Below are 23,936 nucleotides of genomic sequence, written 5' to 3'. Positions count from 1 at the left end.
CCCTACAGAAAATTCGCCAAGGCATGAAGGACAAACACACCGATGGTTTGCGTCCTGCACGGTCGGCCGATACAGTCCGTCAGACTTTTATCCCACGGACGGAGAGCCCCGCGTGCTTCCAGCCCTTTCCCTGAACCGCTTTCGTCTGCCCGCCCTGACGCTGATCGTCAGCGCCATCGCCCTCACTGCCTGCAACGCACCGCCCTCCTCGACCCTGCCGCTGGCCCCGGAAGCCGCCTCCGGCTACCGCACCGGCCTGCAAGCCAGCCACGCCGAGAAACACATGGCCGCCGCTGCCAATCCACTGGCCGCCGAAGCCGGTCGCGAGATGTTGCGTCAGGGTGGTTCCGCCATCGATGCCGCCATCGCAATGCAAGCCGTGTTGACCCTGGTCGAGCCGCAATCCTCGGGGATCGGTGGTGGCGCGATGATTGTGCTGTGGGATGGCAAACAGGTGCGCACCTATGACGGTCGTGAAACGGCACCGGCCGGCGCGACCGAGAAGCTGTTTCTAAACGCTGACGGCAAACCGATGCCGTTCCCGCAGGCGCAGATCGGCGGGCGCTCCGTCGGCACGCCGGGCGTGATGCGAGCGCTGGAACTGGCGCACAAAAAGCACGGCCGCTTGCCGTGGGCCAAGCTGTTCGAACCGGCGATCAAACTCGCCGAGCAGGGCTTTGCAATCTCCCCGCGCCTGCATTCACTGCTGAAATCCGATCCGGAGATACGCCGCTCGCCAGACATGGCCAAGTACTTTCTGAACAGCGATGGCAGCGTCAAAGCCGTCGGCACTCGCTTGCAGAACCCGGCGCTGGCCGCCGTGCTCAAGCGCATTGCCAATGAAGGTGCGGACGCGCTGTACAAAGGCCCGATCGCCGAAGAGATCGTGGCCAGGGTTCAGGGTCACGCCAACCCCGGCAGCCTGTCGCTGACCGACCTTCTGCACTATCAGGCCAAGGAGCGCGCGCCCCTGTGCACCGACTACAAACGCTGGCAGGTTTGCGGGATGCCGCCGCCATCATCGGGCGGGATTGCGGTGGCGCAGATTCTCGGCACCTTGCAGGCGCTGGAGGGCCGCGATCCGCGTCTGTCCCTCACACCGCTCAAACCTGTGAAAACCGATAAACCGGCCGGCCTTGAACCCGCGCCACAAGCCGTCCATCTGATCGCCGAAGCCGAGCGCCTGGCCTACGCCGACCGCGCGCAATACGTAGCCGATACCGACTTCGTGCCGGTACCGGTCAAAGGCCTGGTCGATCCGGGTTACCTGGCCAGCCGCGCCAGCCTGATCGGCGAACGCAGCATGGGCAGCGCCAGACCCGGCACACCGCCGGGCATACAGGTTGCCTATGCGCCGGATCGCTCTCCGCTGCGCATTTCCACCTCACAAGTGGTGGCCGTGGATGACTTCGGTGGCGCCGTATCGATGACCACCACCATCGAAGCAGCGTTCGGCTCGCACCTGATGGTTCAGGGCTTCTTGCTCAATAATCAGATGACCGACTTCTCGTTCATCCCCGAAGAGAACGGACAGAAAGTCGCCAACCGCGTAGAGCCCGGCAAACGCCCGCGCTCGTCGATGGCGCCGACCCTGATCTTCGACCGCAACAGTGGCGAGTTCGTCGCCACCGTCGGTTCACCCGGCGGCTCGCAGATCATCGAATACGTGGCCAAAACCACCGTCGGCCTGCTCGACTGGAACCTCGACCCACAAAGCGCCATCAGCCTGCCCAACTTCGGCAGCCGCAACGGCCCGACAGAACTGGAACAAGGCCAGTTCAGCCCGACGCTGATCCAGGCGCTCAAGGACAAGGGCCACACCGTCAACGAAATCGACATGACCAGCGGCACCCAGGCCATCGTGCGGGTCAAGGATGCTGCGGGGAAGGCAACGCTGGCAGGTGGGGCGGATCCTCGGCGTGAAGGGGTAGCATTGGGGGATTGAATCAGCACTGCCAACTGAAAAAGGCTTACCGAGAGGCAAGCCTTTTTTTGTATTGCAACATCCGGCCATGACTTGTCATCCAGCGGCGCTCAAACCTCGAGCGTCTTGCCATCCACCGGATCGCCAATCGTCAGGAAATGCCCCCCGGCCACGTGGTGCAGAGTGCGCAAGCCGTCATGCCCCTCGAAGTGCCAGCGTCCATCGCTGAACACCCGCGAATCAGCCTGCGCCGCAATCACCTCGGCCAGGAACAGATCGTACTGTTCATGATTGCGCGGCTCCGGCAACAACCGGCATTCGAGCCAGGCCACGCAACCGTCCAGCATCGGAGCATCAACCTGTTCAGCCGCAAAGGTCTGCAAGCCATAAGCCTGGAACTTGTCCTGCCCCTGGTCCCGATTGATTTCCAGGCCTGAAGTCGAGCCGACGGTCTGCACGATGTCAGCCTGACTCACACAAGGAACGTTGAGAACGAAAGTGCCCGCAGCTTCGAGCAATTGCCGGGTCCAGGTGGACTTATCGAGGACCACCGCGACTTTCGGCGGTTCGAAATCCAGCGGCATGGCCCACGCAGCCGCCATGATGTTGCGCTGCCCGGCATGGGCGGCGCTGACCAGCACGGTCGGCCCGTGATTGAGCAGGCGGTAGGCTTTGTTCAGGGGAACCGGGCGGCGGAAAGACTCGCGCATGGGATCTGCTCCGGGGAAAAGAGCCGATTGTAGCGGGATAAAAACCGCGAAGGGATGGTCATGGACAATCCCTTCGCCTGACAGCATCAGTTGGATAACTGATTGGCAAACTGGCCGACCGCGTTCACCACTTTCTGCGCGCCGTCCTGGATCTCGACGATCACCGTACCGGCCTCCGCCGCCAGCGCCAGCCCTTGCTCGGCCTGCTGCTTGCCGTCGGTCATGAGGGCCACGGCGTTGCGCGCCATATCCTGGTTCTGGCGCACCACACCGACGATTTCCTCGGTCGCCTGACTGGTGCGCGAAGCCAGTTGCCGCACTTCGTCGGCCACCACGGCAAAGCCTCGGCCCTGCTCACCCGCGCGAGCGGCTTCAATGGCAGCGTTGAGCGCCAGCAGGTTGGTCTGTTCGGCAATGCCGCTGATGGTCTTGACGATGGTGCCGATCACCTGGGATTGCTCGTTCAGCGCCTCAATGCCTTCGCCGGCGGTCTGCATGTGCCTGGACAGATCGCGCATCACGTTGACCGCTTCAGTCACCACACGGGTGCCGCGCTGGGCGGTGCTGTCGGTTTGCAGGGACGTGCTGTAGGCGATATTGGCGGCGTCGGCGACGGCCTGTTCCTGATTGACCTGATCGGTGATCACCGTGGCGAACTTCACCACTTTGTAGAGCTTTTCGTTGGCGTCGAGTACCGGGTTATAGGAGGCCTCCAGCCAGACGACACGACCATGGCTGTCGACCCGCTTGAAACGGCCGGCAACGAATTCGCCATTGTTCAAACGACGCCAGAAGTTCTGGTATTCGGCGCTGTTGTACTCCTCCGGCTCGCAGAACTGGCGATGATGTTTGCCCTTGATCTGCGCCAGGCTGTAACCCATGCCCTGGAGGAAACGTTCGTTGGCACTGAGCACGTTACCGCTGAGGTCGAACTCGATCACGGCCGTCGAACGCACCAGCGCGCCGATCAGGTTTTCGTGTTCGCGGGAAGCCTCGATGGTGCGGGTCAGGTCGCTGGAGAAAATCGAGAAGTGCTTGATCCGGCCATCCGATGAACGAATCGGCTGGACGATGGAGCGCAACCACGCCTCTTCGCCGTTACCGCGTGAAAGACGCACAGCACCGGCGAAATGCTCGCCACGGCTCAGTGCAGCCTTGAAGCGGTGATGAAACTCGTCGGACTTCACATGGGCCGGCACGATGTCTTCGATGGCCCGGCCGATCAGGTCGTGGCTCTTGTAGAGCATTTCGTTGAGGAAGTTCTGGTTGACCGACTGAATCCGCCCGTCGGGCTCAAGGGTGAGCACCAGCATCTCGCTTTCCAGGCTCTCCTTCACTTGCAGAAGGCTGGAGAGTTCTTCACGAAGAGCCGCCAGCTCTTGCTTCAGGCGTTTGTTGAACATGGGAAAGCACCGATGGACTGGATGGAGAGCGGACACACAGCCTAACCATCGGCCTTGGAAATCTTTTCTGAAGAGCGCGCGAGGCTTGTCCTACAAAAATAGTTAAGCCTCGACAACTCAGGCGGTGCCGGCCACGGCACACTGCTCCGCGCGCGGCATCCGCGAACCGAAATACGCCGCACTGGCGACGCCCACCGCGCCCATCACCGCGCAGAACATCACGCAGATCCACGGGCTCCATGGCATCAGACCGATCAGCAGCAACGGCGTGACACTGGCCCAGGCGGCGTAGGCAATGTTGTAGGTGAAGGAGATCCCGGAGACGCGAATCCGCGCCGGGAACAGGCTGACCATCACCGACGGCACCGCACCGACCACGCCACAGCACAACCCGGCGATGGCGTAGGCCAGACCGACCCAATCCCCGCCGCTGATAAGGCAGGTGTAAAGCAAGCCGATCCCCAGTGGCAGCAACAGGCTGTAGAGCATGACCGTACGCCAGGCGCCGATGCGATCGACCAGCCGACCGGCAATCACGCAACCGATGTTCAGAAAGACAATGCCCAGTGCGCTCAACGCGAAGGTGTGACCGGCAGTCATGCCAAAGGTTTTTTGCATCATGGTCGGGGTGATGACCACGAACACCACCACCGCCGAGGTCAGTACGCAGGTCAGCAGCATCGCCGGCAACATCGCCAGGCGATGATCGCGCAGCACGCTGCGCAGCGGCAGTTCGACCCGCGCCTCGCGCTGCGCTTCCATGGCCATGAACACCGGGGTTTCGCTCAGCCAGCGGCGCAGCCAGACGCCGATCACACCGAACACACCGCCGAGCAGGAACGGGTAACGCCAGGCGTAATCGAGCACTTCGGACGGAGTGAACACTTGTGCGAGAAAGGTCGCGGTCAATGCGCCGATCAAATAGCCGAAGGTCAGACCGGCCTGCAAAAAGCCCAGGGCATACCCGCGATGACCAACCGGTGCGTGCTCGGCAACGAACACCCAGGCACTCGGCACTTCGCCGCCCACCGCCGCGCCTTGCAGGATACGCAGCGCCAACAGTAACAGCGGTGCGAAATAGCCGATCTGCGCGTAGGTCGGCATGATCCCGATCAGCAGGCACGGCAGCGCCATCATCAGGATGCTCAGGCTGAAGACTTTCTTGCGTCCCAGTCGGTCGGCGAAATGCGCCATCAGGATCCCGCCCAACGGGCGCGCCAGATAGCCGGTGACAAAGATCCCGAAGCTTTGCAGCAGGCGCAGCCACTCAGGCATTTCCGGCGGGAAGAACAACTGGCTGAGGGTCAGGGCGAAGAACACGAAAATGATGAAATCGTAGATCTCCAGCGCCCCGCCCAGGGCCGCAAGGCCGAGGGTCTTGTAGTCGGAACGGCTGAACGGCACCGGTCGGGCTGTGGATTGGGCAGTCATGGCAAAGAACTCTGGCAGGCAAAAAACCAAGGCGCTCATGGTCTACGCAAACGGGCCGTCGGACAACCCGTTAGACCATAGTCCTGATTTCTGCAAAACACGGTCACAAAAATCCGCCGTTGATTTACTGTTGGCACCTGTCCAGACGGGCCGGCCAAGCCCCGAAGACCACAATAAACATAAAAATCCGAGGTATTCCCGTGGCCGTTGATATCGAAGATAGCCGCTCTGCGCGCTTTGCCTTGCGCTGTTCAAGTTTTGCCGAACGCTGGTTTCCCGATTCCTGGGTATTCGCCGCACTGGCGGTGATCATCGTCGCCCTGGCGACCCTGGCCATGGGCGCCAAACCCACTGACGCCGCCATGGCGTTCGGGGACGGGTTCTGGAGCCTGATCCCGTTCACCATGCAGATGGCTTTCGTAGTGATCGGCGGTTATGTCGTGGCCAGTTCGCCGCCCGCCGTGAAACTGATCGACCGTCTGGCGCGGATCCCGAAGAACGGCCGCTCGGCCGTGGCCTGGGTCGCGTTGATCTCGATGGTCGCATCCTTGCTCAACTGGGGCCTGTCGCTGGTGTTCGGCGGTTTGCTGGTCCGCGCCCTCGCCCGCCGCACCGATCTGAAAATGGATTACCGCGCCGCCGGTGCCGCCGCCTATCTGGGCCTTGGTGCGGTTTGGGCACTGGGACTGTCGTCGTCCGCCGCGCAGTTGCAGGCCAACCCGGCCAGCCTGCCGCCGTCGATTCTGTCGATCACCGGGGTGATTCCGTTCACCCAGACGATTTTCCTCTGGCAGTCGGGGGTGATGCTGCTGGCGCTGATCGTGATTTCGATCATCATCGCCTACGCCACCGCGCCCGGCCCGAACTCGGCGCGTGACGCCAAGGCCTGCGGCATCGACCCGGCCTTCAACCTGCCGCCGCTGCAACCGCGCACCCGTCCCGGCGAATGGCTGGAACACAGCCCGCTGCTGATCATTCTGCTGGTATTGCTGGCGGCCGGTTGGCTGTTCCACGAGTTTTCGACCAAACCGGCGATCACCGCGATTTCCGGGCTCAACACCTACAACTTCCTGTTCATCATGCTCGGCGCGTTGCTGCACTGGCGCCCGCGCAGTTTCCTCGATGCGGTGGCGCGAGCCGTGCCGACCACCACCGGGGTGCTGATCCAGTTCCCGCTGTATGGCTCGATTGCAGCGCTGATGACCACGGTCAAGGGCACTGACGCCCAGACCCTGGCCCATCACATCTCGACGTTCTTCGTCAGCATCGCCTCCCACGACACCTATGCGCTGCTGATGGGCGTGTACTCGGCGATTCTCGGTTTCTTCATTCCGTCCGGCGGCGGCAAGTGGATCATCGAGGCGCCGTACGTGATGCAGGTGGCTAACGATCTGAACTATCACCTCGGTTGGGCAGTGCAGATCTACAACGCCGCCGAAGCCCTGCCGAACCTGATCAACCCCTTCTACATGCTGCCGCTGCTGGGCGTTCTGGGGCTGAAGGCGCGGGATCTGATCGGTTTCTCGTTCGTGCAATTGCTGGTGCACACGCCACTGGTGCTGGTGTTGCTGTGGGCGCTGGGCACGACCCTTTCCTATCTCCCGCCCGTGATGCCATAAACGATGGCGACAGGGTGCCGGCCCCGGCGCCCTGTCTTTCTCTTCAACAAAATCACCCGAACGAACCGTTCTGCGGCTGCCTGTCGCAAATAATGGCTCAGAGCCATCATCTTTCTTTACCGCGCCACTGCCTCGGTAATATTCTTGCGCGCCAATATCTGTTTCATTTTTTGTCTGAGCGCAAAGGGAGTTCGTTGCAATGATCGTCGGGATTGACCTGGGAACGACCAACAGCCTTGTTGCCGTATGGCGCGGCGATGCCACTGAGTTGGTGCCCAATGCCCTGGGGCAGTTCCTGACACCCAGCGTGGTGGGGCTGGACGATCAGGGCCGGATTCTGGTCGGGCAAGCCGCCCGTGAACGCCTGCACACCCACCCGCGCCTGACCGCGTCGCTGTTCAAACGCCATATGGGCAGCGCGACTGAGGTCTACCTCGGGGATAAAAAATTCCGTCCCGAAGAGCTGTCGGCGCTGGTGCTCAAGAGCCTGAAAGAAGACGTCGAGCGCACCTACGGCCAGACCGTCACGGAAGCCGTGATCAGCGTTCCGGCCTATTTCAGCGACGCCCAGCGCAAGGCCACACGCATCGCCGGTGAGCTGGCGGGCCTGAAAGTCGAAAAGCTGATCAACGAACCCACCGCCGCCGCACTGGCTTACGGCCTGCACCAAAGGGACAAGGAAACCTCATTCCTGGTGTTCGACCTGGGCGGCGGTACATTCGACGTGTCGATTCTCGAACTCTTCGAAGGCGTCATGGAGGTGCGCGCCAGCGCCGGTGACAACTTCCTGGGCGGCGAGGATTTCGACAACGTGCTGCTCGAGCACTTTATCGATCAGCATCGCAACGTGTCGGACTTCCCCGAGCGCACGACCATCCTCCAGCCGCTGCGCCGCGAGGCCGAGCGTGTGCGCCGCGCACTGGGGCAGGACGCCAGCGCCGAATTCAGAGTGCAGGTCGGCGAAAAGCAGTGGACGCAGACCATCACTCAGGCGCAAATGGCGACGCTGTACATGCCATTGCTCGAACGCCTGCGCGCGCCGATCGAACGGGCCCTGCGCGACGCACGCATCCGCGTCAGCGACCTCGACGAGATCCTGCTGGTCGGCGGTACCACCCGCATGCCGCTGGTGCGCAAACTTGCCGCCGGGCTGTTCGGTCGCTTCCCGTCGATCAGTCTCGATCCGGATCAGGTGGTGGCCCAGGGCGCCGCGATTCAGGCAGCGCTCAAGGCCCGATCGGCCGCGCTGGAAGAAGTGGTGCTCACCGATGTCTGCTCCTACACCCTGGGGATCGAGACCTCCACCCAGGTCGGTCGCCAATATGAAAGCGGGCATTACCTGCCGATCATCGAGCGCAACAGCATCGTCCCGGTCAGCCGGGTGAAAACCGTGCAGACCCTTCACGACAATCAGGAACAGGTCGTCGTGAAAATCTTTCAGGGCGAAAGCCGCCTGGTCAAAGACAACGTGGCGCTCGGCCAACTGGACATCAAGGTGCCCAAGCGCAAGGCCGGCGAAGTCGAGCTGGATGTGCGCTTCACCTACGACAACAACGGCTTGCTCGAAGCCCAGGTCAGCATTCCCCTGACCGGTCAGCAACACTCGCTGGTCATCGAGAACAACCCCGGTGTGCTGACGCCCGAGGAGATCCAGCAGCGTCTGCAAAGCCTCGCGCAACTGAAGATCCATCCACGCGAGCAACAGGTCAACACTCTGCTCAGTGCGCGGCTGGAACGTCTGTATCAGGAAAGCCTGGGCGACCTGCGTGATCAGATCGGCCATTGGGCCAAGCAATTCCAGCACGCCCTGGACTCTCAGGACGAACGGCAGATCCGTGAGACCCGCACCGAACTGAGCAAGCAGTTGAGCGCCCTCGACCGCAGTCCCTGGCAGTAAGGAAACACGACATGGAATGCTGGTCTGTCCTGCAACTGCCCGAAGACGCCGGGCTGCGTGATATCAAGCGCAGCTATGCGCGGCTGCTGAAAGTCTTCCGGCCCGATGAAGATGCCGCAGGCTTCCAGCGCCTGCGCGAGGCCTATGAGCGCGCACTGTCGATTGCCCAGTGGCGCCTTGAAAACGAAGAGACCGAGGAGCACGGCGACGTCATGCTGGCCCCGGGGATCGCCGCGCTGGCGGCACAAGAGCAGTCCATGGCTCAGCCGCTGCAGAAGACCGGGACTGATGCGTGGGATTACCCCTCGCCGCCATTCGACCCGGTGACCCCGGCCGCACCCGAAGCACCGCTCGAGTTGCCGATCTTGCGGGTGCAGCCCCTGAACTCAGAGCCCGTGGAGCCGACCGCTGACCAAGCCATTGAAGCCGCATCCCCGTTGCTGAACGGCCTCTCGGACACCAATCTGGACGAGCGTTGGGAACAGGCGCGCCAACAGGATTGTGCGCAAGCGTTCCAGACATGGTTGCTGGCGTTGTGCTTCGATCAACCCGCCCTGCGCCTTTCGATTGCCCGTTGGGCGGTGCAGCACCTCGGTTGGCTGGGCCCATTTCAGGAGATCGTCATTGCCGACGGGCAGCGCAGCATTCTCGCCAGCGAGTTGCTGACGGACTACCGACAATCGCTGGAAACACTGCTCGCATCGCAAAACGAGCGCGAATTTCTCGCGCGGCTCAGGACTTACACGGCCCAACCCTGGCTCCAGGTGTTCGACCGTCGGGAACACTGGCAGCAAATCATTCTGCAACTGCTGCAGGACACGGAGTGGAGCGTGCCACTGTTCGACCGCGTGTCCCAGTTGTTCGGCTGGGACGACACCAAGGGCATTCATCCGCAACCGGACTGGCTCTGGCAGGCGCTGATCGAGCGCTGCAATCAGGAAAGCCTCTACGACAACCTGTGCGCCCGGGCCGAAGATCAGCGCAACGGGACGCCCGACGCGCTGGCCGCGCGCCTGCTGATCAGCCCGATGAAGCCGCGGCAACAGAAGGACATGACCGACCGGTTCATTCCGGCGGACTGGCAGGCCTGTCAGCAGCTGTCGGAAACCCTCAAGTGGCGCTTCCCCGACCTGCTCGCCCGTCTTCCGTACGCCGATGTTTTCTACTGGCGACGGTTTCTGCCGCGTTACGTTGCCGGCGAGACCTCCTTGCGGACATGGGCGGCAATTGCGTTGGCGCTGTGGTTGTTCTATCTCCCCACCGAGCACAAAACCACGGAAATGAGCATCATCATTCCGTTGGCCTTCGCCTGCGTCCCGACGTGGTTTTTCCGTAATGCCTTGAGTTGGTGGGTGCCTCTCAGCGGTGAGGTGATCGTTCAGGATCTCTGGCTGACCGAGACCCTGATTCCGCGCCGTTGGAACCCCGACACTCGCTGGCTGGTCATCCGTCACGGCGTACCGCAAGCCATCATGATTGCGCTGTTCTCGGTACTGCTTGGCGGACTGGGGGCGTTCACTTACATCGGCACGATCCTGATCGGACTGTGCCACAGGCGGCGTATCGGTACTCTCGACCCCGAACTGAGCGACCGGCGCCCTTGGCTGACCGCACTGCACTGGGCGCATTTCAGTCCGTTGCAACTGCTGTTTCTGGTGGTCATGACCGGCGTGATTCTTGCCAGTCAACTCGGTTATTCGCTGAAACACCTGTTCCCCGGCTAGGCTAGAAGCGGGCCGGATTGCCCCTCCACCAAGGTTTTACCCACGCTGAAAAGGATCTGAGCATGTTGAAACTTGCAGGCCTCACCCTCGCGGCGCTCACGTTGAGCGCTGCGGCCCACGCCGATGTCGACCTGAAACTGGGCAGCACCGAGCGCGTCACCCGCCTCTTCGCCTACCCCAACAATTGCAGCGTGATCTGCTTTCGCAACTGGACGCTGGAGCAGACCGTCGCCCATTACCTGAGCCAGAGCGTGCAGCGCGACGGCTACACCAACGCCAAAGTGCTGGTGAAAAACGACAACGATCAGCTCTATGCCGAAATCAGTGGCGTACCGAAGGGCTACGACAAACCGCTGACCGCACTGCTGGACGCCGGCGACCTGGCCTACAACGGCGCCAGCAAACTCAACGCCGACGGCAAATGGGCATACAGCTGGTATCTGTTCCTGCCACTGGGCATGGCCCTGGAAAACCGCAAAAGTGTCGAGCTGCTGCACTTCCCGCCGGATTACTCGCTGACCCAGGCCCAGGATTACCTGCGCTCGAACACCACTGACCGCTGGGCCGCGCTGCTGACCGACAATGGCATCCCCGCCGACCAGACGCCGGGCTACCAGACCATCATCGACATCGCCCCGATCGCCGCGCCGGCCAGCGCCGGCAAGGATCTGGAAGGCGTGTATGACTACTTCAAGGATTACCAGACCACCATGGTCAAGCAGGTCAGCCAGAACGCCAGCGGCGCCGTGCTGCCGATGGTTGCCTTTGGTGCACCGGTGCGTAACTGGATCAAGCAGCAATACGGTGCGACCGTGAATGTACTGGGCCTGGCAACCATCAGCCCGAGCGCGGGGGTGAATGTACCGGTGCTGGGCTCCAACCACCCGAGCTACATCTGGTACGCCGCCGACCCGGCCAACTACACCGGCGACGATGCACAGGCCAAGGCCGATGCGGCCGGTCTGAAGGTGATGGGACAAGACTTGAGCGCCGCCTGCTGGCAGGCGGGGATGGGCAGCAAACCGGGAACCGATCCGAAGACACTGCTCAACAGCTGCACCCAGACCTGGCAGGTGACGCAGAAAGCCAAGACCTGCGAGCTGTTCTACACCACCATTCGCAACGAGACCGTGGCAGAAGCGGACAAGACCTGCTCGACCGCACCGGTCAAATCCCGGCTGCAACAATTGAAGAGCCCGCTGCCGGCCATGGCCGCTCCTGCTGCCCATCTCTGAACATGCGTTCGGCTTTCCCGTGTGAGCCTCTGCTGACTCGGGAAAGCGTCTATTTCGCCTGTCAGATCTGACAGTAGACCGCTATTGTGATTTACGGGATCTTGGATCCAATGAGCGTGTTGCAGGACTGACAGGATGTCAGCCGAGGGTAGTCGCAACATCGAAGCCAACAGGGACCGTTATGAACACTTACGCATTACCAGCCGGACCGGCACGCGATACCGAGGGCATTTATCCTTTTGCCGGGCTTCCCGTGCGCCTGGGATTTCCCTCAAAGCAGGATTTCGAAATTCTTTATGATCCCGAGGGCGTGGCCACCACTGTCATCGCGTGCCGAGCATTCCTGCGTATCACTCGAATGTGCCGGTTTTCGGGCCAACTGCTGCCCTATCGCTGCCGGCAGACCCGGCAACTGCTGGCCGGCATCCATCTGTACGATCCGCGCTTTTGCGGCGCGATCGAGCATTGTTGCGACCCGAACACCTTTCTCGACATGAGCGAGTTATGGCTGTGGGCATTGCGCGACATTGTCGCGGGAGAACGGCTGACGGTGGATTACGCCGCCACCGAAGACAAACTGCTGCGGCAGTTCGCCTGCGGTTGCGGATCCTCGCGCTGCCGTGGATGGATCACCGGTTACGACGAAACACCCAATCTTGAAGGCCAGCGCTATTTGCTGAGCTGGCGACGTCGGCAAGGTTTACGCTGAACGACCGATCAAGGCGCGCCGACCGGACGCAAGCGGTACTGCGGCGGCAATTGCTCGAAACCGCTGATCGTGGTGTTCAGACTCTTCCAGCGACCATCCTTGATGCCGTAGATGCAGCCGTGGATCGACAGGCTCTGCCCGCGATGCCAGGCGTTCTGGATGATGCTGGTGTGGGCGACGTTGGCCACTTGCTGGATGACGTTGAGCTCACACAGACGGTCGACCTGTTCTTCTTCGGTCGGCAGCTTGGCCAGTTCTTCGCGTTTTTCGTAGTACAAGTCGCGGATCGAGCGCAGCCAGCCGTCGATCAGGCCGAACTGACGATCCTGCATCGACGCCCGCACGCCGCCGCAACCGTAGTGCCCGGTCACCAGAATATGTTTGACCTTGAGCACGTCCACCGCGTACTGGATCACCGACAGGCAGTTGAGGTCGGTGTGCAGCACCACGTTGGCGACGTTGCGGTGAACGAACAGATCGCCCGGCAGCATGCCGACGATTTCATTGGCCGGCACCCGTGCGTCGGAGCAGCCGATCCACAGATATTCAGGTGTCTGCTGGCGGGCCAGCTTGGCGAAGAAATCCGGGTCTTCCTTGGTGATCGCGTCAGCCCAACGCTCGTTGTTATCAATCAGGTCTTGTAAGTCATGCATGCGGTAAGGCCTCAAGAAAGATGCGCTGGTATGACAGTCGACCGCCTGTCGGGGTCACGCGGGGATCATGGGTGATTTGCTTTGAATTCTCGTGCGCCAGGTGAGTCCACCTCAGTAAGGCCCACAGTATGAGGATTTGCCATGACTGATTCACGACGTCCGTACGATGCGGTGCAACCGGAGCCCATCGATGATAACGAAGACCGCATGGGTTCGGTGCATGAGCTGGACTTCGACGACGAAGAGCCCAGTGCGAAGATCGGCGATGAGATCCCGGAGCAGGAACGCGAACAATTGATGCCCAACGAGCGCGTGCGTGAGGCTGGCATGACAGGGGCTTCGGTCAGTGATCATGAACCGACTGACGACGACATGAGCCCGGAAACCCTGATCCATGAAGATGGCGCTCGGGATGCCGAAGAGGCTGGCGAAGACAATCCGGCGGATTGGGATCTGAGCTTGGTCGATGAAGATGACATCGGCGGCGGCAATGGCCTGGATGAGGCTGAACTGGCGCGGCGTGATCCGCTGGATCGCAAGCGTTGATTTGTACTGCCTGACAGGACGCCATCGCGAGCTTGACCGCGATGTTTTAGCGTTTCAATCGACCAACGTGCAGACCATGACCACGGCATCTTCGCGCCCGCCGACCGCCGGGTAGTAATCCCGGCGTCGGCCGATCTCGTTGAAGCCATAGCGCTCATACAGGCGAAAGGCCGACGTGTTGCTGTCGCGCACTTCCAGGAAACATTCCCGGGCATCGGCGGCGCAGGCGCGGGACATCAGGTGTTCGAGCAAGGTCAGCCCCAGCCCGCGCCCCTGGTTTTCCGGCTTGATCGTGATATTGAGCAGGTGCGCTTCATCAAGAATGATCTGCACCACCCCGTGTCCCACCTGCTGCTCTCCTTCGAACATCAACCAGATCTGATACTTGCCCAAGCCGTCGAGAAAAATCCCGCGGGTCCACGGATGACTGTACGCGGCATATTCAATCTTCAGCACAGCGTCCAGATCCGCCTCGGTCATCGGGCGAAACGATACAGCGTCACTCATTCGATTCTTTCCAGCGCGCCATCAGCCGACGCATGGCTTGCCACACGGCGGCCTTGCGCTGTGGCTCTTCCATCAACAATTCCAGCCCGGGCACGGCCCACGCCAGGCCAAGCCCCTCGATTTGCAATTCACGGTTGAACGCCTCGGCCTCCGCTTCGCCGGCAAAACGCACCGCCGGCAGGCCGATCAGCCACAGACAGGCGCACGGCGCCGCCTCCATCTGCACCGACAGGAAACCCTGGACGAAATCCCGGGCCGCCTCCGGGCCCTGATCCATCGTGCCGCGGTTCAGCCATGGCCAGCGCACCGGCTCACCGACAATCTGTGGCGCGTCCGGCAGACCGGCGGCACGCAGCATGTCCTTGAGCAGCAGATAAGCCGGATCGCGGGACTGGAAGGCTTCCCCTGTGGGTAACTCAACCAGCAGCAGGCAACGGCCGGCGCGCAGCAATTGCAGGGCAAATCGCGGCGGCGGCACGGGTGCCGGTCTGGCGACGATCGGCGTTTCGTCGACTTCTTCCACCGGTTTGGCGGCTGTGCGGGTACTGGCCAGCGAAGGTCGCGGCACCTCGATCTTCGGCCGCTCGACCGGGCGCGCAGCCGGTTGCACCGGAGTTTCGGCCTGGGGTGCGGGCATCACCGGCGCGGCAATCTCGGGCTCGGGCATGTCCAGCAGCTCGGGCCGCGACGGTGCGGCAAAGGGCAATTCGGTGCGCGGCAGCCAGTTGACCACCTGCATGGCGTTCAAATAGGCGCGGCGGCGGGACTCGATTAGCAAGGGTCGGCCACTTGTGGATAACTGAAGTGCGCTGATTCTACCGCCCTTCGCTCAAGATCGCCCGCTGTTGATCGATAGTCTTGACCGATAGCTTGACGCAAAGAAAAGCGACAGCCCGTCCCGAGAGTGAATCGCATCCTTCGTGATGCAGTACAATCGCGGCTTTTAATCGCCAACCAGCCGGCCATTCCGATGATCGAACCCAAGCGCGTCTTGCGCGCCCTCGCTGAACACTGGGCACTTCTGGAGCCACTGTGCGAGCACTTCGACCAAGGCACCCTGAGCCTCAACGAACTGCGCACGCAACTGGCCGCCCAACAACTGGACAGCACGCCGCAGGACATCACCAGCCTGCTCGACGTGTGGATCCGCCTCGACATTCTGGTTCCCGTGGCGAAAAGCCCGAACCGTTTCGAACTCAATGCGCAGATCCACGACTTCCTCGCCTATCTGCGCCGCGAGCACCGTCTGGGCCTGTGCCTGGAAATCGAAGCCTATCTGCGTCACCTCGAGCGTCTGGCCGGTTATATCCAGGATGCGTTCGACGTCCGTGACGGCAATGACCTGGCCCGTCAGCTGCGCCTGCTCGACATGCGCGTGCGCGATGTTCTGAAGAAACTCGACAACGACGAACAGGCGCTGGTGGCCGTGGCCGAGCGGGCCAAGACCAGTGATCGGCAGATTCCGCTGCGTCAGCGTTACGCCGAAGTGCTGGCGACGTGGGACGAATACGTCGAGCCGATGATCGATCTGGTGAACGCCGACGGCGCCTTCGAGCAAGGCGTGCGCAAGGTCGAAACCGTGCTGCTGAAAATGCTCAGCGAACAGCAGCGCCTCGGCCATCTGGTCGATGACGACATGCTGCTGCGCACCCACGCACGCATCCTCGAAATGCAGACCAGCGCCCAGTTGACCCTGCGTCACGCCCGCGAGCTGCTGCTGCCGCTGCGTGAAGAAGCCCGCCGGCACAACGCCGTGACCCGTGGTGCTGCGCTGGCGCTGGCCGCCATTCGCCGCAAAGGCATCGACGCCGTGCCGCAAGCCGCGATGCCGCTGTTCACCCGGCCGCAAAGCACCTTTCTGGGCAGCGCCAGTCAGGTTGAAGCCTACGTCTATGCCCTGGCCCGTTTCGAGCCGAAACCGGCGCGTTTCCCCAAGGCGCACAAGTCGCAGAAGACCGGCGATGCCCCGCGCGCACCGCGCACCGTGCGCGAGATGGTCGACCGCTGCGAAGAGTCCCTGCCGATGCCGGATCTGATGACCTGGCTGCTGGAGCAGGAACCGGACGGCGCGACCGACGAATTGCTGTACTGGTTCTCGCGCCTGTCGCGGGAAAAACGCTTCAAGCGCGAGCGTCTGGAACGCCGCGAATACCACACTCACGAGCACCAGGTCAGCCTGCGCTCCTTCGCCCTGCTCTCGGCCGGCGACACCGCCGCCGAGGATTCTGCGAGCATCCCCAATGCATCTTGATCTATCCGAACTGTCGCAACTCGCGCCGATCTTCCGCGAGCTGTTCAAGGGTTACCACGTCAGCCGCCGCGACCCGGAGCTGTACGCGCAACTGTCGAACTTCCAGGACCAGTACCGCACGCTGTTCAAGGCACTGGGCTTCGAACTGGTCTGCGACACCCGTGGTTTCTATTACTTCGTGCCGGACATGGCTGCAGCGGCGGTGAACAAGACCGCTCAACGTCTGGCGCTGTTCACTTTCATCCTGGTCGAGCATCTGGCCGATCAGGGCCGCGACCCGATCGCCGTGCTCGACGGCGGCAGCCTCGGCCGCGAAGAACTGCCCTCGCTGCTGGAAAAATACCGCGACCTGTTCATCCAGGCCGAAGTACAGACCGTCGAAGAACTCGAAGAAAAAATCATGCGCCGCATGACCCAGCTCGGTTTCGCCAGCGAGGAAAACGGTGTGTACCGTTTCTTGCCGCCGATGCACCGCTTCCTCGATGTCTGCCTGTCGGTTCAGCAGGACCGCGATCTGGCGGCCAGCGTGCACAGCGTTCTGCCGTTGCCGGCACCGGTGCTGATCGACGAAGCCGCCGAGGCCAGATTCCTCGCCACCGACGACCCGCTCGATCTCAGCGAATTTGAGGAAGAAAGCGAAGAAGACGCACTGGCCCGCGCCATTGCCGAAGAACAGGAGTCCGACGCATGAGCCAGGAACGCTACGGCATCCGCCGCTTTGCCCTTTTGAACACCGCCGGTTACAGCCTCGGCCTGTTCCCGCTGGAAGAACCGCTGTCGGTCTACGGCGCGAACAACCTCGGCAAATCCGCCTCGATCAACGCCTTGCAGTTCCCGATTCTGGCGCGCATGTCCGACATGAGTTTCGGCAAGTACAGCCTGGAACAGTCCCGGCGCTTCTACTTTGCCTCCGACACCAGCTACATCCTGGTCGAAGTGAACCTGCCCCACGGCCCGCACGTGATCGGCGTGGTCGGTCGCGGCCCGGGCGGCGGTTTCGGTCACCAGTTCTTCGCCTACGCCGGCAAGCTCGATCTGGCGCACTACCAGAAAAACGACACCTGCCTGCGGCAGAAAGAGTTGTTCAGCAACCTTGAGAAAGAAGGCCTGAAAGCCTACGAACTCAAGCCCGATGAACTGCGCCGCTTGCTGGTGGGCGGTCATACGTCGATTCCGCTGGATCTGACCCTGATTCCGCTGCGCTCGACCAGCGAGCAGAGCCTGAAGACTTTCCGCGCGCTGTTCATCAACCTGCTGCACATGCGCGAAATCACCGCGGCCAAGCTCAAGCAACTGTTCCTCGATGCGTTCGAACACAGTCTGCGTTCCGGCAGCGTCGATTACATCGCGGCGTGCGAAGAAGCCTTCCGCGACGTGCGTCGCATGGAACAGGACTACAACTCGTTGGTGGCTGCCGGCCCGTTGGTCGAAGCCTTGGCCAACGGCGTCAAACAGCGCGATGTGCTGCGCGGCAAACTGCATCGCCTGTCGCCGCTGCTCGACTCGTTGCTCGGCACCTGGTCGGACTACGCCACGGCGCGCAAGGAAGAGCTGACGATTCAGGCCGAGCACTACCGTCGCGAGCAGGACGATCTGCAAAACGATCAGCGTGGCGGCACTCAGGAGTTGATGCGCCTGGAGCGGGAAATCTCCGGCATCCAGCGCTGGCTCGGCGAGTTGTCGGTACTGAAGAACCGCTTTGCATTGGTCGATGACGTCAAAGTGCTGGAACAGCAACTGCTGGCGGCCAAGGACGCTCACGACGAACTGGCCGGTGCGCTGGCGCAGTCCCGTCAATTCAGTGCCGAGGATCTCGAAGAACGTCTTCGCGATCTGGAAAAACGCCTGAAGTCGGTGAAGCAGCAACTCGATCACGCCGACAACAACAGCTACGCCCGCCTGCGCGAAGAGTTTTCGCAACAGGACGTCGAGCGCCTGATGCGTCTGTTCAACAGCGCGCTGTTCAGCCTGCCGCTGGGCGAACACGGCATCACCATGGACGAGAACGGCGAGTGGGTGAAGTCCGTGGAGCTGATTCTCGACGGCTTCAAGGGCGAGCGTTTCGAAGTGCCGGGCCTGTCGATCGACATCTCGCATATCGAGCCGCCGGCCCTGCAAGCACTGGCCGACCGTGCCGCGTTGCGCGATCAGAAAGAACGTCTGGAAAAAGAGCTCAAGCAACTCAAGACCCAACAAGCCGTGGCCGCTGACCGCGCCGCGAGCAAGACCCAGACCGAAGCGCTGTACCAGCAGGTGCTGGATGCGCAGAAAGCGCTGGAAGACTTCCGTCGTACCCAGACCCTGAGCGCCGAAGAAGGCGACAAGCTCGAGCAACTGGCGCAGATGGAAGCTGCGCAGGACGAACTCAAGCGTTCCAGCGATGCGTTCACCGAGCGCGTCCAGCAACTGTCGGCCAAGCTGCAACTGGTCGGCCGGCAGATCGCCGACATGGAAGCCAAGCAACGCACCCTCGACGACGCCCTGCGCCGCCGTCAGCTGCTGCCGGCGGACCTGCCGTTCGGCACGCCGTTCATGGATCCGGTCGACGATTCGATGGACAACCTGCTGCCGCTGCTCAATGACTATCAGGACAGCTGGCAAGGCCTGTTGCGCGCCGATGGCCAGATCGAAGCGCTGTACGCGCAGGTGCGCCTCAAAGGCGTGGCCAAGTTCGACAGTGAAGACGACATGGAGCGCCGTCTGTCGTTGCTGATCAACGCTTACGCGCACCGCACCGACGAAGCCCTGACCCTCGGCAAGGCCCGCCGCGCAGCCGTGACCGATATCGCCCGGACCCTGCGCAACATTCGCAGCGACTACGACAGCCTCGAGCACCAACTGGCTTTGTTCAACCGCGAGATCAACAAGCGTCAGGTGTCCAACCTGCAGAGCTTCCGCATTGTGCTGGCGCCGAACAAGGAAGCGCTCAAGCACATCGACCAGATCATCCACAGCGCCGGTCAGTACGAAGAAGGCGAAACACTGTCGGTGTTCGACCTGAGCCAAAGTGCGGAACAGGACAACAAGAACGAAGAGGCCAAGGAGTACCTGGCGCGGCTGGTGGCGGCGAACCACAACCAGCTCGGCCTCAAGGACTTGTTCGAACTGGCGTTCGAGATCACCAAGGTCAACGGCCAGCCGGTGATCCACACCGACATCGATGGCGCGGCGTCCAACGGCACCACGATGACCATCAAGGCGCTGACCAACATGTACTTGTTGCTGCACTTGATGGACCGCGACCTGGCCGGTCGCGTGCGTCTGCCGTACTACCTCGACGAGGCAGCAGACATCGACGAGAAGAACCAGGCCGCTCTGCTGGAAACCAGCCTGCAACTGGGCTTCGTGCCGATTCTGGCGAGTGTGAAGCCGCAGGTCTGCGCCAGTGTCGCCATCGACCTGGAAGGCGGCAGCGGCCCGGCCGGCATCTACATCGACGAGGCGGACTGGAAGTACATCCGTCGCCACGATGGGGTGAAAGCCACCGTCAATGTCCAGGCGGACGAGCCGGAGCTGGATGCGGTTTGATGCGTCACTGACGGGCATAAAAAAGGGCCGCGATCCATTGGATCGCGGCCCTTTTCATTGGGCGGGATTATTTGCCGAGGGGGATTTTCGGCGCCCAGGTCAGCCACTCGTCTTCGAATTTGTCGAACAGCGGGAACGTTTGTTCGGCGCGGGCCGGATTGCCCATTTTCTCGCCATCCGGCGTGGCGAAGGCGATACCGCCCTGGATCACTGTTTCAAGCGACTCCGTGCGCACCGTTACGCCCTTGAACAGACCGATGTCGAAACCGACACCGCTGGTGTTCCAGAAGCGGCTGCCGCTGCGCACCAGTGGCGCGTACTTCGGTTCGATCAGGATATGTACCAGTACGCGATCCGCGGTCTGGCCCAGTTCATAACCGGTGACTTTGCCCACGGCAATTTCGCGGTAGGTCACTGGCACGCCCGGCTTTAGCGAGCCTCGGCGGGCAGCGCTCAATACAAGTCTCAAGCCTGCCTCTTGCTTGGTGACTTCCGGCGCATTGGCCAGGGCCACGAAGTTCTTCTGCGGGCCAAGGTTCTTGGCGGCCGGTTGCACTTCGATGTACTGGCCGGTGACCAGCGTCTCCAGGTTCGAGGTCTTGATCAGCCCCAATTCCGGTTTGACCACCCAGAACTGGCTGCCGACCCGGGCGATCTTCTCCGGCACTTCAGTGATGCGCGCGGTGAGGATGACCGATTGCAGATCATCGGTCAGGTCGACACTTTCGATCTTGCCGACATCCAGGCCTTTGAAGCGAATCGGGGTGCCGCTGCGCAGACCGTCAGCGCGATCCACCTTGATAGTGACGACGGCGCCTTTCTGATTCGCTTCATCATGATTGGCGAACAGACGGAAGCGCGGGATGCGCTTTTGCAGCGGAGCCTTGGCTTGCGGCGTTTCGAAGGCAATGCCGCCGGCCATCAGCGTCTGCAGCGATTCACTCTTGACCTGAATCCCGCCGGTCAAACCGCCGGTCAACGTGACACCGCTGACATTCCAGAACCGGGTCGAGGCGTTGACCAGGTTTTCGTATTCTTTCTCGATGTGGACGCCGATCACCAGTTGCTTACGAGTCTTGGAGAACTGATAACTCTGCACCGAGCCGACCTTGACCTGCTTGTAGAGGATCGGGCTGCCGACATCGATCGAGCCGAGAGTGTCGGTAAACAGCACCAGATGCAGACCGGGAGCGCGCAGATCCAGTGGCGGCGCTTTTGGCCGGGCCTCGAACTCACGCTGCGGAGCGCCGCCCTTGTCGCCCGGGCGTACGGCGATGTAGTTACCTTTCACCAGCGCTTCCAGACCGGTGATGCCGGCCAGGGAAATCGATGGTTTAACTACCCAGAATTGCGTGCCGGTCACCAGGTAATCTTCGGCCAGCGGGTCGAGGGTCAGTTCGGCGGTGGCGCTGGACAGATCCGGATCGATCTTCAGCGCTTTGAGGTTACCGACCTGAATGCCCTTGTACATCACCGGGGTGCGCCCGGCTTGCAGGCCCTCGAAGTCACTGAGTTTGACCTTCACGCGGATGCCCGCGGCGGCCGCATCGAAGTCTTCGTAGAGACGGAACGGCAGGCTAGGATCGGTGGGCGGGCTGTCCTTGCGATTCTCTGGCGTGGCGAAAGCGATACCGCCGGCGACGATGCTGGCCAGGGACTCGCTGCGTACTTTCACGCCGGACAGGTTGGCGTCAATGCTGATGCCGCTGGCGTTCCAGAAACGGGTGTGTTTGCGCACAAGCTTGGCGTAGGTTGGTTCGATGAACACCTTGAGTTCAACGGTGCTCTGGTCTTCCGACAGCACGTAACTTTTGATCTGGCCGACTTTGATCTGCTTGTAGAACACCGGGCTGCCGCGATTCAGCGAACCGAGGCGATCGGCCTTGATCGTCAAGTGCAGACCGGGTTTGGAGTCCGACAGCGGCGGTTCTTCGGCCAAGGCCTTGAACTTGCGGGTCGGCTCGCCTTCACCGGGGCTGATAGCGACGTAGTTTCCCGATACCAGGGTTTCCAGGCCGGTGATCCCGGCCAGGGTCACGCTCGGCTTGACCAGCCAGAAGCGGGTGCTGGTTTTCAGGTACTGATCGACCTCCTTGTTCATCTCGATGGTCGCGATGACGCCCTTGGAATTGCCTTCATCATCGAGCTTGAGAGTTTTCACCTTGCCGACCGGCATGCCCTTGTAGACCACCTCGGTCTTGTTGGCCTGAATGCCTTCACCGCTTTCAAACCGCACCTGAATCTCGATGCCGGTTTCGGTATAGGCACGCCAGCCGAGCCAGCTGCCGATAATCAAGGCGATCAGGGGCAGTACCCAGATGGCAGACCAGTTCGAAGCCGGTCGGGTTTTCGCTACAGGCAAATCAGTCATGGTCGGCGTCCGACTCCGTGTTATCCCATATCAGTCGGGGATCGAAAGTGACAGCGGCGAGCATCGTCAGAATCACCACACTGGCGAAGGCGATGGCGCCAAGATTGGCTTCGACACTGGCTAGCCGGCCGAAGTTGACGACCGCCACCAGAATGGCGATCACGAAAATGTCGAGCATCGACCAACGGCCGATGAATTCGATGAAGCGGTACATCCAGATCCGCTGACGTGCGGACAAGGGCTGGCGGCGCTGCACCGAAAACAACAGCAGCGCGATGCCCACCAGCTTGAAGGTCGGCACCAGGATGCTGGCGATGAACACCACGGCGGCGATTGGAATCATGCCGTGCTGCACCAATTGGATGACACCGGACATGATCGTGCTCGGGTCACCCTGTCCCAGCGAGCTGACTGTCATGATCGGCAATACGTTGGCTGGTATGTAGATAATCGCGGCTGTAATCAGCAGCGCCCAGGTTCGCGCGAGACTATTGGGCCGCCGGGCGTGAACCAGTGCACCGCATCGAGTGCAGGTCTGCACATCGCTGTCGGTATCCTGCCTGTTCAGTTCGTGGCATTCGGTACAGATCAAAATGCCTGCATCAATCGCCCGCATGGGCATCTTCTCCTGATAACGCCTGCCAGATCTGATGCGGGGACATCACCACCTCGAGCCAGACCTGAACCAATAACAAGCCGATAAAACATGCCAGACCGAGGCCGACGGTGATGGCCGCCATATCCGCCAGTTTGACAATCGCGACCAGGACGCCCATGAGGTAGACCTCAAGCATGCCCCAATCCTTGAGGTGGTGATAAATGCGGTAGAGCAACAGGCCGTAGCTACGACCGATGTTGAAACGGATGGTCAACAATACGATCAACTGACACAGCAGTTTCAGCAGGGGAATCGCCATGCTGCAAAGGAATACGACGACCGAAACACCGCGCATATCGGTATTGAACAGACCGATCACACCGCTCCAGACAGTGTCTTGCGACGATTGCCCGAGAACATTGAGCTGCATGATGGGTAAAAAGTTCGCTGGCACGTAGAGCAACAAGGCGGCAATGACCAGGGCGAGACTGCGCTGCACCACATTATGGCGATGGGCATACAGTTCGTAACCGCAACGTGGGCAGAGGGCTTTTTCGCCGTGAGCAAGCTTGGGCTTGCGCATCAGCAGATCGCACTCATGGCAGGCCACCAAGTCATCCAGCGGTAAATCTGACAGCCCGGGGGCGCCAACCGAATCTGACATAAGGGCTCTGGCTCCGAAAAAGTTGGGATCTATTCTAGTGTTCTGATTCGAAAATAACTGTGCAAATTTGTTCGCTGACGCGAGCAAAAACTTTCCCGCGGACAAAACAAAACCCCAACTGCTTTCGCAATTGGGGTTTCGGAATTTAATCTTGACGATGACCTAC

Annotated in this window: 18 protein-coding genes and 2 pseudogenes; 10 read left to right on the top strand and 10 right to left on the bottom strand. The window is 61.4% G+C overall.

What is annotated here, in order from left to right; genetic code table 11:
* Positions 1-112: 112 nt before the first annotated feature.
* Positions 113-1,945: a gamma-glutamyltransferase gene (gene ggt, locus ACKJSM_RS25025; protein WP_410239178.1), complete on the top strand. Its 1,833-nt coding sequence runs from the start codon at positions 113-115 to the stop codon at positions 1,943-1,945.
* An 89-nt stretch (positions 1,946-2,034) separates the two neighbouring features.
* On the opposite strand, the gene ACKJSM_RS25020 is transcribed toward ggt, so the two are convergent.
* The 4 genes and pseudogenes from ACKJSM_RS25020 to ACKJSM_RS25005 form a co-directional block, all read right to left on the bottom strand.
* Positions 2,035-2,634 (bottom strand): flavin reductase family protein, encoded by a 600-nt coding sequence (locus ACKJSM_RS25020; protein ID WP_236182251.1) that lies wholly within the window; start codon positions 2,632-2,634, stop codon positions 2,035-2,037.
* An 86-nt stretch (positions 2,635-2,720) separates the two neighbouring features.
* A pseudogene (locus ACKJSM_RS25015) lies at positions 2,721-3,152 on the bottom strand (methyl-accepting chemotaxis protein); the annotation flags it as partial.
* A 108-nt stretch (positions 3,153-3,260) separates the two neighbouring features.
* Positions 3,261-3,947 (bottom strand): annotated as a pseudogene (locus ACKJSM_RS25010) (PAS domain-containing protein); the annotation flags it as partial.
* Between the two features lie 207 nt (positions 3,948-4,154).
* On the bottom strand, positions 4,155-5,468 hold the full coding sequence (locus tag ACKJSM_RS25005; protein WP_236182252.1) for an MFS transporter: 1,314 nt from the start codon (positions 5,466-5,468) through the stop codon (positions 4,155-4,157).
* A gap of 200 nt (positions 5,469-5,668) precedes the next feature.
* On the opposite strand from ACKJSM_RS25005, the gene ACKJSM_RS25000 reads away from it, so the two are divergent.
* The 5 genes from ACKJSM_RS25000 to ACKJSM_RS24980 all read left to right on the top strand — a co-directional run bounded on the left by ACKJSM_RS25000 (position 5,669) and on the right by ACKJSM_RS24980 (position 12,652).
* Entirely contained in the window at positions 5,669-7,087 is a 1,419-nt protein-coding gene (locus tag ACKJSM_RS25000) for a short-chain fatty acid transporter (RefSeq protein ID WP_039766372.1), read from the top strand.
* Positions 7,088-7,286: 199 nt separating this feature from the next.
* The gene (locus ACKJSM_RS24995; protein WP_236182253.1) at positions 7,287-8,984 is read left to right on the top strand and encodes a molecular chaperone HscC; all 1,698 of its coding nucleotides are present in this window, start codon (positions 7,287-7,289) and stop codon (positions 8,982-8,984) included.
* An 11-nt stretch (positions 8,985-8,995) separates the two neighbouring features.
* Positions 8,996-10,708: a J domain-containing protein gene (locus ACKJSM_RS24990; RefSeq protein ID WP_410239177.1), complete on the top strand. Its 1,713-nt coding sequence runs from the start codon at positions 8,996-8,998 to the stop codon at positions 10,706-10,708.
* A gap of 62 nt (positions 10,709-10,770) precedes the next feature.
* Complete coding sequence (locus tag ACKJSM_RS24985; RefSeq protein WP_410239176.1) at positions 10,771-11,943, top strand: hypothetical protein; 1,173 nt, start codon at positions 10,771-10,773, stop codon at positions 11,941-11,943.
* A 181-nt stretch (positions 11,944-12,124) separates the two neighbouring features.
* A complete protein-coding gene (locus ACKJSM_RS24980; protein WP_410239175.1) occupies positions 12,125-12,652 on the top strand; it encodes a lysine methyltransferase in 528 nt (175 codons plus the stop codon).
* Positions 12,653-12,660: 8 nt separating this feature from the next.
* On the opposite strand, the gene can is transcribed toward ACKJSM_RS24980, so the two are convergent.
* A complete protein-coding gene (gene can / locus ACKJSM_RS24975) occupies positions 12,661-13,305 on the bottom strand; it encodes a carbonate dehydratase (RefSeq protein WP_007951756.1) in 645 nt (214 codons plus the stop codon).
* A 141-nt stretch (positions 13,306-13,446) separates the two neighbouring features.
* Between can and ACKJSM_RS24970 the strand changes: the two genes are divergently transcribed.
* Positions 13,447-13,851 (top strand): serine kinase/phosphatase, encoded by a 405-nt coding sequence (locus tag ACKJSM_RS24970; protein WP_410239174.1) that lies wholly within the window; start codon positions 13,447-13,449, stop codon positions 13,849-13,851.
* Between the two features lie 54 nt (positions 13,852-13,905).
* Here ACKJSM_RS24970 and rimI read toward each other — a convergent pair whose 3' ends face one another.
* Both rimI and ACKJSM_RS24960 read right to left on the bottom strand, forming a co-directional pair.
* Positions 13,906-14,358, bottom strand: a complete 453-nt coding sequence (gene rimI / locus ACKJSM_RS24965; protein ID WP_410239173.1) for a ribosomal protein S18-alanine N-acetyltransferase — start codon at positions 14,356-14,358, stop codon at positions 13,906-13,908.
* Positions 14,351-15,097, bottom strand: coding sequence for an energy transducer TonB (locus ACKJSM_RS24960; protein ID WP_236182264.1), 747 nt, complete (start codon positions 15,095-15,097; stop codon positions 14,351-14,353). Before ACKJSM_RS24960 ends, rimI begins: the two co-directional genes overlap by 8 nt.
* A 231-nt stretch (positions 15,098-15,328) precedes the next feature.
* On the opposite strand from ACKJSM_RS24960, the gene mksB reads away from it, so the two are divergent.
* From mksB to mksF, 3 genes are read left to right on the top strand one after another with little or no spacing between them, the layout of a single operon-like run.
* Complete coding sequence (gene mksB, locus ACKJSM_RS24955; RefSeq protein ID WP_162803847.1) at positions 15,329-16,609, top strand: Mks condensin complex protein MksB; 1,281 nt, start codon at positions 15,329-15,331, stop codon at positions 16,607-16,609.
* Entirely contained in the window at positions 16,599-17,300 is a 702-nt protein-coding gene (gene mksE, locus ACKJSM_RS24950; protein WP_236182259.1) for an Mks condensin complex protein MksE, read from the top strand. Before mksB ends, mksE begins: the two co-directional genes overlap by 11 nt.
* On the top strand, positions 17,297-20,137 hold the full coding sequence (gene mksF / locus ACKJSM_RS24945; RefSeq protein WP_410239172.1) for an Mks condensin complex protein MksF: 2,841 nt from the start codon (positions 17,297-17,299) through the stop codon (positions 20,135-20,137). The genes mksE and mksF overlap by 4 nt, the downstream gene beginning before the upstream one ends.
* A 67-nt stretch (positions 20,138-20,204) precedes the next feature.
* Here mksF and ACKJSM_RS24940 read toward each other — a convergent pair whose 3' ends face one another.
* The 3 genes from ACKJSM_RS24940 to ACKJSM_RS24930 are packed head-to-tail and all read right to left on the bottom strand — an operon-like array spanning position 20,205 to position 23,770.
* Entirely contained in the window at positions 20,205-22,508 is a 2,304-nt protein-coding gene (locus ACKJSM_RS24940; protein WP_410239171.1) for an MlaD family protein, read from the bottom strand.
* Positions 22,501-23,124, bottom strand: coding sequence for a paraquat-inducible protein A (locus tag ACKJSM_RS24935; protein WP_007951771.1), 624 nt, complete (start codon positions 23,122-23,124; stop codon positions 22,501-22,503). The genes ACKJSM_RS24940 and ACKJSM_RS24935 overlap by 8 nt, the downstream gene beginning before the upstream one ends.
* The gene (locus ACKJSM_RS24930; protein WP_236182262.1) at positions 23,111-23,770 is read right to left on the bottom strand and encodes a paraquat-inducible protein A; all 660 of its coding nucleotides are present in this window, start codon (positions 23,768-23,770) and stop codon (positions 23,111-23,113) included. The genes ACKJSM_RS24935 and ACKJSM_RS24930 overlap by 14 nt, the downstream gene beginning before the upstream one ends.
* Positions 23,771-23,936 lie beyond the last annotated feature (166 nt).

Source organism: Pseudomonas sp. PHC1 (assembly GCF_046487845.1).
In the GTDB taxonomy this organism is placed as follows: domain Bacteria; phylum Pseudomonadota; class Gammaproteobacteria; order Pseudomonadales; family Pseudomonadaceae; genus Aquipseudomonas; species Aquipseudomonas sputi.
The sequence above is the reverse complement of the archived record's forward strand: the minus strand, read 5'-3'. Positions and strand labels throughout refer to the sequence as shown.